Annotated in this window: 18 protein-coding genes; 3 read left to right on the forward strand and 15 right to left on the reverse strand. The window is 70.9% G+C overall.

Annotation, left to right across the window (positions count from 1 at the left end):
* Window positions 1-60: 60 nt before the first annotated feature.
* From ACWICD_RS05440 to ACWICD_RS05450, 3 genes are all read right to left on the reverse strand, one after another.
* The gene (locus ACWICD_RS05440) at window positions 61-1,032 is read right to left on the reverse strand and encodes a hypothetical protein (protein WP_454139562.1); all 972 of its coding nucleotides are present in this window, start codon (window positions 1,030-1,032) and stop codon (window positions 61-63) included.
* Entirely contained in the window at window positions 1,029-1,352 is a 324-nt protein-coding gene (locus tag ACWICD_RS05445) for a hypothetical protein (RefSeq protein ID WP_454139563.1), read from the reverse strand. Before ACWICD_RS05445 ends, ACWICD_RS05440 begins: the two co-directional genes overlap by 4 nt.
* A 161-nt stretch (window positions 1,353-1,513) precedes the next feature.
* Window positions 1,514-2,791 carry a serine hydrolase domain-containing protein gene (locus tag ACWICD_RS05450; RefSeq protein WP_454139564.1) on the reverse strand — a complete coding sequence of 426 codons (1,278 nt, stop codon included), beginning with the start codon at window positions 2,789-2,791 and terminating at the stop codon, window positions 1,514-1,516.
* A gap of 72 nt (window positions 2,792-2,863) precedes the next feature.
* Between ACWICD_RS05450 and ACWICD_RS05455 the strand changes: the two genes are divergently transcribed.
* The gene (locus ACWICD_RS05455; protein WP_376126985.1) at window positions 2,864-3,175 is read left to right on the forward strand and encodes a DUF2470 domain-containing protein; all 312 of its coding nucleotides are present in this window, start codon (window positions 2,864-2,866) and stop codon (window positions 3,173-3,175) included.
* A gap of 67 nt (window positions 3,176-3,242) precedes the next feature.
* The gene (locus ACWICD_RS05460) at window positions 3,243-3,896 is read left to right on the forward strand and encodes a biliverdin-producing heme oxygenase (RefSeq protein ID WP_376126987.1); all 654 of its coding nucleotides are present in this window, start codon (window positions 3,243-3,245) and stop codon (window positions 3,894-3,896) included.
* A gap of 53 nt (window positions 3,897-3,949) precedes the next feature.
* On the opposite strand, the gene ACWICD_RS05465 is transcribed toward ACWICD_RS05460, so the two are convergent.
* Window positions 3,950-5,353, reverse strand: coding sequence for an ATP-dependent DNA helicase (locus ACWICD_RS05465; protein ID WP_454139566.1), 1,404 nt, complete (start codon window positions 5,351-5,353; stop codon window positions 3,950-3,952).
* Window positions 5,354-5,451: 98 nt separating this feature from the next.
* On the opposite strand from ACWICD_RS05465, the gene ACWICD_RS05470 reads away from it, so the two are divergent.
* A complete protein-coding gene (locus ACWICD_RS05470) occupies window positions 5,452-6,522 on the forward strand; it encodes a hypothetical protein (RefSeq protein ID WP_376126991.1) in 1,071 nt (356 codons plus the stop codon).
* Here the strand turns inward: ACWICD_RS05470 and ACWICD_RS05475 are convergent.
* From ACWICD_RS05475 to ACWICD_RS05525, 11 genes are all read right to left on the reverse strand, one after another.
* Window positions 6,494-8,479, reverse strand: coding sequence for a cytochrome c oxidase assembly protein (locus ACWICD_RS05475; protein ID WP_376127061.1), 1,986 nt, complete (start codon window positions 8,477-8,479; stop codon window positions 6,494-6,496). The genes ACWICD_RS05470 and ACWICD_RS05475 overlap by 29 nt on opposite strands.
* Window positions 8,480-8,667: 188 nt before the next feature.
* Window positions 8,668-8,955 (reverse strand): HU family DNA-binding protein, encoded by a 288-nt coding sequence (locus ACWICD_RS05480; RefSeq protein WP_376126992.1) that lies wholly within the window; start codon window positions 8,953-8,955, stop codon window positions 8,668-8,670.
* Between the two features lie 97 nt (window positions 8,956-9,052).
* On the reverse strand, window positions 9,053-10,192 hold the full coding sequence (locus ACWICD_RS05485) for an alpha/beta hydrolase (protein WP_454139568.1): 1,140 nt from the start codon (window positions 10,190-10,192) through the stop codon (window positions 9,053-9,055).
* 79 nt (window positions 10,193-10,271) lie between these two features.
* Window positions 10,272-10,577: a 30S ribosomal protein S14 gene (rpsN, locus tag ACWICD_RS05490; protein WP_376126996.1), complete on the reverse strand. Its 306-nt coding sequence runs from the start codon at window positions 10,575-10,577 to the stop codon at window positions 10,272-10,274.
* Window positions 10,578-10,581: 4 nt separating this feature from the next.
* On the reverse strand, window positions 10,582-10,752 hold the full coding sequence (gene rpmG, locus ACWICD_RS05495) for a 50S ribosomal protein L33 (RefSeq protein ID WP_165140426.1): 171 nt from the start codon (window positions 10,750-10,752) through the stop codon (window positions 10,582-10,584).
* Window positions 10,752-10,988 (reverse strand): 50S ribosomal protein L28, encoded by a 237-nt coding sequence (gene rpmB / locus ACWICD_RS05500; protein WP_376126997.1) that lies wholly within the window; start codon window positions 10,986-10,988, stop codon window positions 10,752-10,754. The genes rpmG and rpmB overlap by 1 nt, the downstream gene beginning before the upstream one ends.
* 107 nt (window positions 10,989-11,095) lie before the next feature.
* Entirely contained in the window at window positions 11,096-11,764 is a 669-nt protein-coding gene (locus tag ACWICD_RS05505; RefSeq protein WP_376127063.1) for a DNA-3-methyladenine glycosylase, read from the reverse strand.
* A complete protein-coding gene (locus ACWICD_RS05510) occupies window positions 11,761-13,155 on the reverse strand; it encodes a hypothetical protein (RefSeq protein ID WP_454139569.1) in 1,395 nt (464 codons plus the stop codon). The genes ACWICD_RS05505 and ACWICD_RS05510 overlap by 4 nt, the downstream gene beginning before the upstream one ends.
* Window positions 13,145-13,930: a TIGR03943 family putative permease subunit gene (locus ACWICD_RS05515; RefSeq protein WP_454139570.1), complete on the reverse strand. Its 786-nt coding sequence runs from the start codon at window positions 13,928-13,930 to the stop codon at window positions 13,145-13,147. Before ACWICD_RS05515 ends, ACWICD_RS05510 begins: the two co-directional genes overlap by 11 nt.
* Window positions 13,923-14,945 carry a permease gene (locus ACWICD_RS05520; RefSeq protein ID WP_454139748.1) on the reverse strand — a complete coding sequence of 341 codons (1,023 nt, stop codon included), beginning with the start codon at window positions 14,943-14,945 and terminating at the stop codon, window positions 13,923-13,925. Before ACWICD_RS05520 ends, ACWICD_RS05515 begins: the two co-directional genes overlap by 8 nt.
* A 7-nt stretch (window positions 14,946-14,952) precedes the next feature.
* Window positions 14,953-15,366 carry a Fur family transcriptional regulator gene (locus tag ACWICD_RS05525; protein WP_376127002.1) on the reverse strand — a complete coding sequence of 138 codons (414 nt, stop codon included), beginning with the start codon at window positions 15,364-15,366 and terminating at the stop codon, window positions 14,953-14,955.
* Window positions 15,367-15,371 lie beyond the last annotated feature (5 nt).

Raw genomic sequence — 15,371 nt, forward strand, 5'->3', positions numbered from 1 at the left:
TCTGATTCGGTGCGCAGGCAACCCGCGGAAATCACACGGTGAACCCGCCCAAGCCGCGCTTCACCCCGGGACGACGCCGCCCCAGATCGATCCCGCCCACTGCAGCTGCGCACCCGAGCACGAGACGTTGCCGCTGCCGTAGCCGCGCTGGGCGGCCATGCAGTTGGCGAGCAGCTCGATGTTGCCGCCGAACAGCGACGCGTACCCCGACGATGCGACGAGCGGGCCCCAGACGTTGAACTGGTAGGTGTGGGCGAGCTCGTGCGCCATCGCCCAGTGCAGGCGACCGTCCGACCACGAAGCGAGGCCCGGCGTGAAGCGGATGACCCCGGGCGACGCGCAGGCAGCCGCGGCACCGCCGCCGCATGCGCCGGCGAACTCCTCGAGCCGCACGTGACCGCCGCCGACGTTGTTGAGCGCAGCGCGCACGCGCGCGTAGCCGCCCGCGACCGGCGCGGCACCGCCTCCGCCGCCCCCGCCCGCCGAGGCGCCACCGGAATACCCGCCCCCGCCGCCCCCGCCGGATCCCCCGGAGTAGCCGCGCGATGCCGCCGCCGCCCGCTCGGCCGCGATGCGGGCCTGTTCTCGGTCGTACTCCTCGACGGCCTTCGTGACATCGCCGGCGTACTCGTCGACGTCGGCGCGGGCGCGGGCGACGACGGCGACGTCGGTGCGTTCGGCGAGCACCTTCTGCTGCAGCTTCAGAATCCCGGCACGCTCGGCCGCCGTCTCGAGCTTGCCGTCGGCGGCCGACAGGGCGGCATCCGCCTTCTCGAGCGAAGCGACGAAGCCCTCGCGCGCGTCGATGAGCACGTCATAGGTCGACGACGTCGCACGCAGACCGCCCGCACGCTCGGCGAGCACGACGGCTTCGCCGCGTACGAGGGCGCTCTCGGTCTGCAGCGCCTCGAACTCGGCGGCGACCGTATCCCGCTCGTGCCGCACGGCAGATCCATCGGCGATCTGCGCGCCCATGACGACGACGGCGCACGCCATCAGCACCACGAGCGAGCGACGGGTTGCGGGGCTCACTTCAGGAACCCCGACGTCGAGGCGAGCGTCCTTCCCTGCTCGGCGAGGCGCACGCGCAGGTCGGCTTCGCGCACTCGCGCGAGCGCGTTCGCGTTGCGTGCCGCGGCGAGGGAGTCCTGCACCAGGATCCTCTCGGCGATGAGGGCGTCGCGTTGGCGGGCGAGATCCTGCTCGGCCACCTCGACGAACAGCACGCCGGCCGCCGTGGCGGCGACGATGAGGGCAGCGACGAGCCAGCGTGGACGCACGAGGAGCGGTACGCGACGCAGCGCGACGGCGGACGGTGGACTCCAAGCCGGTGACGGGATGGACTGGGCCATTGGCGTGGCCTGCCTTCGACGAACCCAGTGGCGACGCACAGCGGGTGCTCCGCTCCCGCGGCGTTGGGGACCGCCCCGGAACCGGTGGCCGGCGAGCCGACCACGCCCCCCTGTGCATGGGTAGAGCCCAGCCTAGAGCCCGACGCGTTCGGGCGCGAGTGTCACTCCGCGGGCGGCGCGCAGACGGCCTTCGCGGTGAGCTGTTCGCGATACTGCTCGGGTGTCCACGGCAGTCCCGCTTCGGGGGCGGTTTCCCCGGATGCCGCGGGCGCTTTCGATGCGATCGCGGCGAGCTCCCACGCGAGCTCCTGGGCAGGTGCCGCGCCACGTACCGAGTTGTTCAGCGCGACGACGACCGTGAGACCCGTTTCGGGATCGGCGAACGCCGCCGTGGCGTACCCGGGCATCGAGCCGTAGTTGCCGACGAGCGATCCGGCGATCACCGCGCCGCCGGCCGTCGTGAGCCACGAGGGCGCCGAGTCGCTGAGCGGCTTGGCGTCGGCGAAGCGGCTCTCGGCGAGCTGCTCGGACAGCAGCGCGCCCGTCGCGAGGGCCTGCACGTACTGACGCATGTCATCGACCGTCGACACGGCACCCGCGTCGGTGAACCCGATGCTCGCGGAAATCGTCGAGACGTCGACCGGCTCGGCGCACATCCAGGCGCCGGCTTCGTCCTTCTCGAGGGTGAGACCCGTCATGCCGCCCGCGACCGGAGCAGCAGCACCCGCCGGCAGGCGAGTCGCCGTGAGATCGAGCGGTTCGGCGACGTGCTCCTGAAGCAGGGCACGGGCGGAGCCGCCCATCACCCGCTCCATCGCGAGCCCGAGCAGAACGTAGTTGGCGTCGGAGCTGACGAACTTCTCGCCCGGTTCCGTCGACCGCGGCTGGCCCAGGCCGTAGCTGGCCAGCTCACGCGCGTTCCACACGCGCTGCGGGTTCTTCGTCCACACGGGTCGCAGCTTGCCCGCGTACGAGCCGATGCCCGACGTCCCGTCGCACAGCTGCTCGAGGGTCACGTCCTTCAGGTCGGCGACGCCCGAGACGTACTGAGAGACGGATGCGTCGAGTTCGACGAGCCCGTCATCGACGGCGGAGTACAGCAGATCGCACGTCATGGGCCGCGTTAGCTGCCCGATGCGGAAGGGCATGTCGGTCGTGACGGCCGCGCCCCCGGGGGTCTGGGTGCCGACTCCGCTGACCCATGAGCCGCTCCACGGCGCCCACACGCCGACGACGGCGCCGGTCGCGCCGATCGTGCCCATCGCGTGAGTGACGGCATCGCTGAGCAGCTGCTGCGTCTCGTCGGCGAAGGCCCCTTCGACCTGCGTGGGAAGCTCGACGGTCGGTTCGGGCGCGGAGCAGCCGCTGAACGCGACGGCGAGCACGAGCGCGGCCGCGACCGCACCCGCGGCGCGCCGCGGTTTCCTGACTGCCCGCATGGCCACCCCCGACAAGAGATTCAAACACACCCAGGTCACGAGGATGTCACGCCGATCCGTAGGCTGTGACGCATGACGCACACCTTCGACGATTCCGTGCGCACTGCGGTGCTCCACCACATGAACGACGACCACAGCGACGACAACCTGCTCATCGCCCGCGCGTTCGGACCGGCAGGTGACCCCGCCTCGGCGACCATGACGGGTCTCGACGGCGACGGAGGCGAGTGGATCGCCCGGCTCGCCGACGGCACCGAGGTCTCCTTCCGCGTGCCGTGGCCCGGCGGCGCCATCAGCGAGCGCCCCGAAGTGCGGCGCGAGATCGTCGCACTGTACGACGCCGCGTGCGAGCGCCTGGGCATCGAACCGCGTCCGCACGCGTGACCGCGGGAGTATCATCCCGAGCCCTCCGAGTAGGTTAGGCACGCCTCACCGGCCTAGACTGGGGAGCATGAGCGACGTCATCCCCTTCTCGAAAACACTCTGGGAACGCTCCACGAGCGCACACTCGGGAAGCGAGCACTCCGGCTTCATGGCCGACCTGCTCAAGGGCGACGGCACCCGCGAGGACTACACGGCCCTCGTCGCGCAGCACTGGTTCATCTACGAGGCCCTCGAGCGCACCGCAGCGCAGATGCGCAACGACCCCGTGGCATCCGTCTTCATCAGCGACAAGCTGACGCGCCTGCCCGCCCTCGAAGCCGACCTCGAGTTCCTCGTCGGCAGCGACTGGCGCGACCAGATCGAACCGCTTCCCGCCACGAAGCGCTACGTCGACCGCATCAACGAGGTCGGTGCGACGTGGGCGGGCGGTTTCGTCGCGCACCACTACACGCGCTACCTCGGCGACCTGTCGGGCGGCCAGTTCATCGGACGCCTCATGGCCCGGCGCTTCGGCTTCGGGACGAACGGCATCGGCTTCTACGTCTTCGACGACATCGCCGACCCCGCCGCCTTCAAGGACGTCTACCGCGAGCAGATGGACCAGGCGCCCTGGGATGCCGCCGAGCAGGAGCGCGTCATCGACGAGGTGCTGCTGGCATACCGATTCAACACCGAGCTGTTCGAAGACCTCGGCGCCGCCAAGTCGACCGCCGTCGCCTGACCCCCCCTTCGACAGGCTCAGGGACCGCGACAGGCTCAGGGACCGCGACAGGCTCAGGGACCGGCGGGGAGCGTCGGCGTCGATGCCTGGCGCCGGGCGCCGGCGATGAAACGCCGCACATCCGGGTCGACCCGGATGTCGCTCGGGCGCAGCGGCCGCGTGAGATAGAGGCCCTCGAGCGACGTCAGCCGTGACAGCGCGACGTACGTCTGGCCCGGAGCGAACGCCCCCGATCCGAGGTCGACGATCGCGCGGTCGTACGTCTTTCCCTGCGACTTGTGGATCGTGACCGCCCACGCCAGGCGCAGCGGGAACTGCGTGAACTCGGCGACGATCTCGCGCGTGAGCGCCTTCGATCCGGGGTCGTACGCGTAGCGGTACTTCTCCCACACCGCCGGCTCGACCTCGACCTCGTCGCCGTCGACGTCGACGCGCACCGTGCCGCCCGCGATCCGGGTGACCCGCCCGATCGTGCCGTTGACCCACCGCGGCGGGTCGGGGAAGGCGCCGCGGTCGTTGCGCAGGAACATCACCTGCGCGCCCACCTTGAGCTTCAGCTCGGGGTCGGCGGGGTATCCGGCCTCGCCCCGACCGAAGTCGCCGCTCACGTCGGCCTGTGCCGTCTGCTCGCGGCCGCGCAGTTCGGCGAGGTGCCGGCGGTTGATGTTGTTGACGATTTCGTTGCGGGTGGCGAGCGTGATGATGGGGGGCTCGTCGTCCGAGGGATCCGGCGGTCTGCGGGCCCCCGTGTCGTTGAGCGCCTGCGCGATGTCGGCTGTCACGACGCCGTGCCGGACGGCGTTGAGCATCGCCTTGAACCCGTCATCGGACTGCCGGTGGATGTCGACCAGCTCGCGGATGTGCAGCTCGGCGCCGTGCCTGCCGAGATCGATGAGCCCGTCGAATCCCTCACCGGTTGCTGAGCCTGTCGAAGCACCCGCCCACACGTGCGCGTCGAAGAACCAGAACGACCGGTAGTGATCGCGCACATAGCGCAGCTCGTCGCCGCGCGGCGGCACGGGAGCCAGCTGGTACGGGTCGCCGAACATGACGATCTGCACCCCGCCGAACGGCTCGTGCCGGCGCCCCCGCGCGAGGCGCAGCGACCGGTCGATCGCGTCCATGAGGTCGGCGTTGACCATCGAGATCTCGTCGATGACGAGCGTCTCGATGGCGTTGAGGATCTTGCGCGTGGCATCCGTCTGCTTCTCGTCGCTCGACCCGATCAGGCCGATCGGCAGCCGGAAGAGCGAGTGGATCGTCTGCCCTTCGACGTTGAGCGCGGCGACGCCCGTCGGCGCACAGACCGCGATCTGCTTCGACGTGTTCCATGCCAGGTGCTGCAGGAGCGTCGATTTGCCCGTCCCGGCGCGGCCCGTCACGAACACGTGCTCGTTCGTGTCTTCGATCAGACGGAACAGCGCCTCTTGTTCGGCAGACAGGGGCGGCGTGGTCACCGATTCATGGTAGCCATCGGATGCCGCACCCCGGCCCGGCAGCCGCTCATCTGTGCACAGATTCCGCGGGGGAAAGCACTCTTCCTAGACTGGGTGTCGTGAACGAAGCGGCCGGCAGCACACGAGCGCGGCGATCCCGCAACCGCCTCGCGGTCGACCTCACGCTGCTCGGTCTGGTCGGGGTGCTCCTCGTCGCGGCGGTCGCGGCGGGCGTCGCGACGCTGTACCGCGAGTTCTACTCGCCGACGGCGTTCGTGGAGCGCTACCTCTCCCTCCTCGCCGACGGCCACGCCGCCGAGGCGCTGGCTCTTCCGGGCGTCGCCGTCGACACCCCCGACCTCGAAGGCGCCGGTCTTCCGCCCACCGCGTCGGACGCCCTGCTGCGCCGTGACGCCCTGGCCTCGCTCAGCGATGTCGAGGTCGTGTCCGAGACCGAGCAGGACGGCGTCTCGCGCGTCGCGGTGACCTACCGCGCGGGCGGCGTCGACGGACGCACGACCTTCTCGATCGAGCGCGACGGCACGATCGGCGTCGCCCCGACGTGGCGGTTCGCCGAGAGCCCGCTGGCCGTGATGGACCTCGTCGTGCGCGGGTCGATGTCGTTCGACGTCAACGGCTTCGAGATCGACAAGCGGCAGGTCTCGCCCGACGGTCTCGACGCCGACCCCCTCGCGCCGGTGTCGCTGCTGGTCTTCTCTCCCGCGTTCTACTCGGTGTCGGTCGACACCGCGATCTCGTCGACCGCCGGCGTGGGAGTGCTCTCGGACAGCCCGTTCTCGGCCGTCGCGGTCGACGTGCAGGCCGAGCCCACCGAGGAGTTCGTGGCGGTCGTGCAGCAGCGCGTCGAGGAGTTCCTGACGTCGTGCGCGACGCAGCAGGTGCTGCAGCCGACGGCATGCCCCTTCGGGTTCTATGTGCAGGAGCGCATCGCGTCGGAGCCGGTGTGGTCGATCGTCGCGCAGCCCGTCATCACGCTCGTGCCCGACGGCGCGGCGTGGGTGATCCCCGACACCGAGGCGATCGCGCACATCGATGTCGACATCCGCTCGCTCTTCGACGGATCGGTCAGGTCCGTGAGCGAAGACGTGCCGTTCGTGCTGACGGCGCTCATCACGGTGCTGCCCGACGGCACCGCGACGATCACCGTCGGCGGGCCTGGTCTTCCCTGACGCTGCGGCGGGCGTCGCGCTCGGCCAGCTGCGCCAGCTGCGCGTTGTAGGCCTCGAGCTCGGCGTCATTCGTGCGGTCGGCGTGCCGGTCGCTGCGCTTCTGCACCCGGGCGTCGGAGCGCGACCACTGGATCGCGACCGTGACGGCGAGGATGAGCGTCGGGATCTCGCCGACCGACCACGCGACGCCACCGCCGATGTACTGGTCCTCGAGCGGTGTCGCACCCCATTCGCGGCCCATCGACCCGTACCATTCCGCGACCATGAGCCCGGACTGCATCATGATCGAGATGCCGAAGAACGCGTGCATCGCCATGACGCCGACGAGCAGCAGCAGGCGGCCGGGGTACGGCAGACGCCACGGCACGGGGTCGATGCCGATCAGCGTCAGCACGAAGAGGTAGCCCGAGATGAGGAAGTGCGCGACCATCCACTCGTGGCCGAGGTGGTCGTACAGCGCCCAGCGGAAGAGGTCGGTGTAGTAGAACACCCACAGCGACACGACGAAGATGCCCGCGGCGACGAAGGGGTTCGTCAGAACGCGGGACACCGGCGTCTGCACGGCCCACAGGATCCACTCGCGGCCGCCTCGCGTGCCGTCCTCGCGCTTGCGGATCGCCCGCGCCGCGAGCGTCACGGGGGCGCCCACGACCAGCAGCAGGGGAATCGCCATCCCGAGCAGCATGTGCCCGATCATGTGCACGCTGAACAGGTAGTCCTGGTAGACGTTGATGGGTCCCGCCGTCACCCAGAACAGCAGCAGCAGTCCGAGCGTCCAGGACACGGATCGCAGGAGCGGCCAGCGGTCGCCGCGCACGTGCAGGCGTCGCACGCCCGCCCAGTAGAAGAAGAGGCCGAACGCGACGGCGAAGACCCAGATGAGGTCGGGGTTCCACGACGTCAGCCAGCGCTCGGGGGTCAGTTCCGGGGGCAGCGGAGCGAGTGTCAGGATCTGCGCCGGCGTCGGCACGGCGGGGATGACGGGCTCGACGGGCGGAGGCGTGCGTGCCAGTGCCGCGGCGGCGCCGCTGGCGATGCCCATGAGGGCGAGCTCGAAGGCGATGAGCCCCCAGAAGCGCCGTGACGCGCCGTCTTCGCGCAGCCGTGCGATCAGCCGCTGCCGGTACCAGGCACCGAGCGCGCCGATCGCGATGAGGGCGACGATCTTGACGATGAGGATGACGCCGTAGGCCGAGGCGAGCATCGACCATTCGCCGAGCCCGATCATGGCCCGCACCGTGCCGCTCGCGGCGACGACGATGAAAGCCGCGAGCGCGATGCTCGAGTAGCGGCCGAGCACCGTGGCGACACCGTCGCGATCGAGGAGCGGCCGCACGAACACCATGAGCATCAGTCCGCCGAGCCACACGGCGGCGCCGATGATGTGGATGATGATCGCCGTCATCGCCTCGTGGTGGAACGCCGCCTCGCCGGAGTGTCCCTGCGTGCCCATCGGCACGAGCGTGGCGATCGACAGTGCCGCGACGAGCAGCGTCGCCGTCCACGACCGGACGGCGAAGGTCAGCACCGTCAGCAGCGCTCCCGCGACCGTCGTGATGAGCCACGTGCGGCCCACTTCGGTCTCGGTGAAGAAGCGCCCCAGCTGGGCCCCGAATTCGGGGCTCGCGCTGATCGCCGGGTTGAACGCGTCGACGAACGTGAAGAAGCCCGTCGCGCCCGCGGCCACGGTGAAGACGGCGGCAGAGACGGATGCCGCATCCAGCGCCGTGTCGAAGGGGCGCTCGCCCGCCTTGAGCGCGAACAGCGCCGTGACGAGGACCCCGACGACGCCCGCGGCGGAGAGGTTGACGAGCAGCTTCGAGATCGGAAGCCCCCAGCGCACGATCGGACCGGGGTCGGCGATCGCGAGCGGCTCCGCGCCGCCACCGAAGGCGAGCGCCCAGGCGAGGGTGACGAACGCGGCCACGACGAGGATCGCCGGGCCGACGGAGCGCAGGCTGCGCGGACGCGCTCGCCGCGCGGCTCCGGGCGGCGCAGCAGCGACGTGGGAAGAAGGCGCGGGGGTCACGATCCCAGCCTAGGCGCGCAGAAGGGGGATGCCGAGCGTTCGGCATCCCCCTTCGAGAGACAGAGGTCTCGATCCGCCTCGACGCTGCCCGCGGCAGCGTCGACCCGGGATCGCGGTTACTTGACGGCGGCCTTCAGCTTCGAGCCGGCCGTGACCTTGACGCGCTGGCCCGCGGGGATCTTGATCTCTTCACCGGTCTGCGGGTTGCGGCCCGTACGTGCCGACGTCTCGACGCGCTCGAACGAGATCCAGCCCGGGATCGAGACCTTGCTGCCCTTGGCGACGGCCTCGGAGACGGTCGAGAAGAGTGAGTCGAGCATGCCCGACACGGCGGACTGGCTCTGGCCGGTCGCGCTGGCGATGCTCGCGACGAGTTCGGTCTTGGTGATGGACTTGTCAGCCATTTGGGTTGTCCTCCAAGGCGGCTTGAGCACCGCCCCTATTGCTGGGACCGGTTGGCGAGCGCCTTCCGGCTGGTCGGATCGACCGCCTTGACTATAGTCACGAAACCGCGGAATCACGCGGATTTCTGCCGCTTTTCGACGTTCGTGACGGCGTGTCGGGGTCTTCTGTGGCTGTTGGGGCCGCTGTGGCGACCGTTTCGGGGGTTCCGGCGTGGAGACGGCGCAGCGCCGCGACGACGTCGTCGTGCCAGCGACGGGCGGCCGGGAGGACACCGGTGAAGAGGGGAGTGTCGTGGGTCACGCCGAGATACTGCGCCACGCTCGCGTCGACGCCGGCCGCGCGCAGCGCCGCGCCATAGGCCGCCCCGTCGCCGCGCAGCGGGTCGTATTCGGCGGTCAGGATGACGGCGGGCGGCAGCCCCGCGTGCGACGGTGCGCGCAGCGGTGAGGCGTACGGTTCGCGCGCGTCCCCGGCCTCGCCCAGGTAGGTCCGGGCGACCGAGCGCAGTTCGCGCAGCGCGATGATGCTCGGGATGCCGAGCGCCCGGGTCGCGCGCAGGTCGAGGTGCCGTCCGGTGAGGTCGGTGACGGGCACTTCGAGCAGCTGCAGCCGCAGCGGCATCGCGGCGCGGTCACGGTTGACGAGCGTGAGCGCCGCGGCGAGGTTCGCTCCGGCCGACGTGCCCGCGACGGCGATCCGGTCACGGTCGATGCCGAGGTCGTCGGCCTGCGCGAAGAGCCACTCGAGCGCACGATAGGCCTGCTCGACCTGCACGGGGTAGCGCTGCTCGGGGGCGAGCGCGTAGTCGACGGCGACGATGACGACGCCCGCATCCTGCGCACGGCGGCGGAACGCGGCATCCGTCGTGGGATAGTCGATGCCGCCGATGCGGAACGCCCCGCCGAAGAAGGCGAGCACCGCCGGCAGGGGGTTCTCGGCGAGGGTCGGCCGGTACACGCGCACACGGAACGACGGCTCTGCCGCGACCTCGTGCTCGCTCGTCGGCAGGTCGGGTCCGGAAGTGCCGACCGTGCGCAGCTCGGTGCGGTCCCACGCGAGTGCGGCCCGGCGATGACGCGCGCGCGGGCTCAGCGGCGCTTTCGGACTCGAGGATGCCGGTGGGCGTGAGAACGGCCAGAGCGCCGCCAGCCGCGAGCGCGCCGAACCGACCGCCTGACCGAGCAGGTACCGGCGGTGCACTCGAAGTCGCTCGGCGAAGAAGGGATCCAGCGGCACGCGTCCATTCGACCACGACGCGCCCCGGGAAAGGCGAAAGGCCCGGAGCGGACTCCGGGCCTTTCTGCTGCGGTGGTGCTTACCAGCTCGACTTGGTCACGCCGGGCAGCTCGCCACGGTGCGCCATGTCGCGGAAGCGGACACGTGAGATGCCGAACTTCGTCAGCATGCCGCGCGGGCGGCCGTCGATGACGTCGCGCGAGCGCAGACGCACGGGCGACGCGTCGCGGGGCAGCTTCTGCAGACCCAGGCGGGCGGCTTCGCGCTCTTCGTCGGTCGAGGTCGGCGAAACGAGCGCCTTCTTCAGTTCGGCGCGCTTCGCGGCGTAGCGGTCGACGACCGCCTGGCGCTGCTGGTTGCGCGCGATCTTGCTCTTCTTGGCCATGCGATCAGCGCTCCTCTCGGAAGTCGACGTGCTTGCGCACGACAGGGTCGTACTTCTTCAGCACGATGCGGTCGGGGTTGTTGCGGCGGTTCTTGCGCGTCACGTAGGTGTACCCCGTGCCGGCGGTCGAACGCAGCTTGATGATCGGACGGACGTCCTGAGACTTCTTGGCCATCAGAGCTTCACACCCTTCGCGATCAGGTCCTTCACAACCGACTCGATACCGCGCGCATCGATCACCTTCATGCCCTTAGCGGACACGTTGAGGGTGATCTTGCGGCCGAGCGAAGCCACGAAGTAGGTCTTCCTCTGCACGTTCGGGTCGAAGCGGCGCTTCGTCCGGCGGTGCGAGTGCGAGATGTTGTGACCGAAGCCGGGAACTGCTCCAGTCACCTGGCACACTGCTGCCATAGTGATGTCTCCTTAGTACCGTGACACCGGACGGTGTCACCCAAGATCCCTTGTCTGCATCCTCGTGAGGATACGTACTGCGTACTGGAGTGCACGCAGACAAAGAGTCAGCCTAGCACAGGGCCGGCGCCGCGCCCCCACCGGAAGGCGGACACGGTCGGGTCCCCCGGGATCCAGAAGCGCCACGGAAAGACGGCCGTGCCCGCGACGCCCGCGACGCCGACGCGCGGCCCCGTCGCGACCTCGGCGAGGGGCTCGTCGCGCAGAGCGAGGCGCGCAACGGCTCCGTGCAGCGCCGCGCCGGTGACGACGTCGATGCCGTCATGCAGCGGATGCCGCAGGCCGACGGCGTCGCCGAGCCGGCCGGGACCGCGGGCGAGGTCGCGCGCGACGCGCGCGGCGGGGCGACGCCGGGATGCGGCATCCGCTCCGTCGATCACCTCTCCCCCGCGCAGCAGGACTCCGCCGGCGAGGCCGTCGGGTCCGCACACGACGTTGACGCACGAATGGATGCCGTGGCTCAGGTAGACGTAGAGGTGCCCGGGCTCGCCCCACATGGTCGCGTTCCGCGCCGTGCGCCCCATGCGCGCGTGCGAGCCGGGATCGGGCACGTCGCCCGTGCCGCGACCGTGGTAGGCCTCGACCTCGGTGATGCGCACGGCGACCTCTTCGCCCTCGACGACCGTGCGCAGCACTCCGCCGAGCAGACGCGGCGCGACCGCGAGGGGAAGGGCGGCCAGCTCGTCGCGAGCGGCGGGATGCAGCGCCGCCGTCATGAGGTCGGCACCCGGCACCACGAGAGCGCGAAGCCCTCCAGCGACACGACGGGCTCGGCATCGTCGAGTTGGAAGATCCGCGTCTCGAGCCTCTCTGGCAGGGGCAGCAGGTAGCCGTCGTAGGGGTTGTCGACGGCGTCGGGGGCGACGGTCACGGCGGCATAGCGCCCACTGGGCGAGACGCACGTCTGCATGAGCGCATCGGTGGGGCCGATGTCGGCGATGCCGCGGCTCGCGCCGTCGCCGTCCACGAGCGCGACCGACGTGCCGAGCGAGCGCGTGCCCGTCTCGTCGAGCACGACCGACGAGCGCAGCGTGCCGCCCCCGGGCACGGGCAGTGCCGTGCCGAGGAGGCCGAGCTCCTCGTCGGGCGTGACGAGCGGGCGCTGGGTGCCGTCGGTGAGGTCGAGCACGACGATGCCGTCGAGTCGCTCGACGATCGCCTCGGTGCCGGCGACGCCGTCGATCGAGATCGCGGTGCCCAGCGAGGTCGCCTCGCCGCCTTCCGCGCCCGTGAGGAGCAGGTTCCCGTCGAAGGTGAGCAGCAGGATGCTGTCGGTCTCGGGCACGAACCGCCACTGCGCGATCCGCGCATCGGTGCCGGCGACCTCGATCCGGGTGGGCGTGTCGCCCGCGACCGTGAACAGGGCGCTCTCGAGGCCGCCCGCGTCGCTGAGGGTGGCATCCGAGTAGGTGAAGCCGATCAGATCGCCGCGGTCGGCCGCCTGCAGGTGCGTCACGACGCCGTCGTCGCCGGGGAGCGGCAGCGCGCGCTCGCCCGAGCCGTCGAGGTCGGTCACCAGCAGCGCGGGGCGATCGTCGGCCGTGCGCACCGAGACGACGAGCTGGGATGCCGTCGCGCGGAAGTCCTCGATGTCGGGATGACTGAACACCGGCACCGCCTCATCGCCCGTGAGGTCGGTGCGGAAGATGGTGTCGTCGCTCGGGCCGCCGCGCTGCAGCAGGTGCACCGCGATGGGCGGTGTGCGGAACGTCTCGACGATCGATCCGTCGGGACCGCCGCCGAGGCCCCGCACCCCGTCGATCGTCACGGTGTACTCCGTGTCGTCGCGCAGCGGCACGCCGAACCGCACGCCCACGCTGCGGCCGGACGTGTCGACGGCGAACGGCGTCTCGGGCGTGACGGTGACCTGTGCGGGGTCGACCTCGGCGAGCGACTGCGACGTCGTCACGATGATCCGCGAGCCGGATGCCGCCACCGAGGCCGCCGGATCCACCTGCACGTCCGTGATGCGCGGACCCTGCACGACGCCGATCGCCGCGGCTCCCGCACCGGCGACCGCGAGCGCCGCGACGACCGCGACGAACGAGACCAGGAACGCCCGGCCGCGCCGCGCGCGGGAGCGGCCCCGACGCGTGTCAGTACTCATAGGGGTCACCGGGTTCGTCGATCGCCGTCACGTCGCTCGCCGCGATCGCGAGCCGCCCGTCGCCGGTTGCTCTCACCGTGCCCGTCACGGTGACCCACTGGCCCGTGTCCGGCACGCTCCCGGTCGTGATCGGCACATTCGCCGGCTGCGCATCGATGACGCAGTGCGTGATGACCAGGCGCGTCAGATCGAAGCCGTCGTCGCCGGGGGTGACGAAGCCCGTCAAGGTGACCGGGTCGCCGTCGAACGCGTCGGGGTTCGTCGCGGTCGCGAACACCGCCGACCACTCCCCGACCCCGAACGTCGAGGTGTCGCCCGTCTCCGCGAGCGTGACGGCGTCGGCTCCCGCGAACAGCGGCGGCGCGCCGATGTCGCGGGACATCGCGAGTTCGGCGCTGAGGGATGCGGGAGGCAGCACGAGCGTCAGCAGCACGACCCCCGACGCCGCGACGCCCCCTGTCGCGATGGCGACCCGCCCCGCGGCGGCACCGGCGCGCTGCCGCGCGGGTCTCTTCGGGTGCGCGGACGACGGATGACCGTGGTCGTGACCGTGGTCGTGACCGTGGTCGTCTTCGGCGCCGAGCGGCAGCGCGAAGCTCGCGACCGCGCCGATCAGCACGATGACCGCCATCCCGACGGCGAACCACGCGGAATCGGGATTGACATACAGGGCCAGGCGATCGGTCGCCGCGAGCGCGATCGTGACGACCGCGAGCACCGAGGCGAGGCCGACGCCGAGCCAGCGGGTCAGGAGCGCGCGAGAGGGGTCAGCCAATGAGGTTCACCCCCGCCCCGATCGCGAAGGCCGCGAGCACGACGATGACGACGATCCCCGCGAGGGCGCGCGTCGTGAAGGTCGTGCGCAGCAGCGCGAGCATCTTGACGTCGACGAGCGGCCCGACGAGGAGGAACGCGATGATCGAGCCCGGCGTGAAGGTCGACGCGAACGACAGCGCGAAGAACGCGTCGACGTTCGAGCAGATCGACACGACCATCGCGAGCGCGATCATAGCGACGATCGACAGCGCCGGATTCGACCCGATGGCCAGGAGCGTTTCGCGCGGGATGAGCACCTGCACGGCGCCGGCGAGCGCCGAGCCGATGACGAGGGCGGGCATGACGGCGCGCAGCTCGACGATGAACTGGCTGAGGGTGCGACGGCCTCGCTCGGCCGCGCCGTGCGCGTGTGCGTGCTGGCGGGCGCACGTGCTGCGGAAGCGGTCCGTGAGCAGTCCGTCCGGCGACGGATGCCGCGAATACAGCCAGCCGATGAGGTTCGCGATGAGGAATCCGCCGACGAGCCGGACGACGAGGATGCCGTCGGAGTAGCCGAACGCCTGGTGCGTCGTGATGATGACGATCGGGTTCACGATGGGCGCCGCGATCAGGAACGTCAGCGTCTCGGGCACCGTGAAGCCGCGCATCATCAGTCCGCGCGCGAACGGCACGTTGCCGCACTCGCACACCGGCACGACCATGCCCAGAAGCGACAGCACAGCCCGTCGCGCCCACGCGCGCCGCGGCATCCATCGCTCGATCGCACCGGGCGGGATCCACACCTGCACGACGATCGAGAGCACGACGCCGAGCGCGACGAACGGGAGCGACTCGATCAGGACGCTGATCGCGAGGGTCAGGCCGTCCTGCGCGCGGGCAGGCAGGCGCGCCGGGAAGAGCTCGGGCACGAAGAGGTCGATCGCGAACAGGCCCACGACGACGGCGGCGCCGATGACGAGGGGGACGAGAAGGCGTCCTGCGCGCGGGCGATCCGTCGAACCGCCGGGGCGCAGCGCGAAATCAGCCCGCGACACGCTCGCTCGTCCGCGACCGCGCGCAGGTCGCGCACAGCCCGAAGATGTCGACGACGTGCTCGGCCTCGGCGAAGCCGTGGCTCTCGGCGGTGCGGCGGGCCCACTGCTCGACGTCGGACGCCTCGATCTCGACCGTGAGTCCGCACGAACGGCAGATCAGGTGATGATGGTGCGCCGTCGTCGTGCACGCGCGGTAGAGGGCTTCGCCCTCGGGGCTCTGCAGCGAATCCGCTTCGCCCTGCGCGGCGAGACCCGCCAGAGCCCGGTAGACGGTCGCCAGACCGATGCCGGTGTTGTCTTCGCGGAGCGTCGCGTGCAGCGTCTGCGCGCTCACGAAACCCGGGGTGTCGGCGAGGGCTTCGCGCACGCGCTCGCGCTGCCACGTGTTCCGCTGGGCCATGCCGG

The organism is Microbacterium sp. NPDC055357, assembly GCF_053644835.1.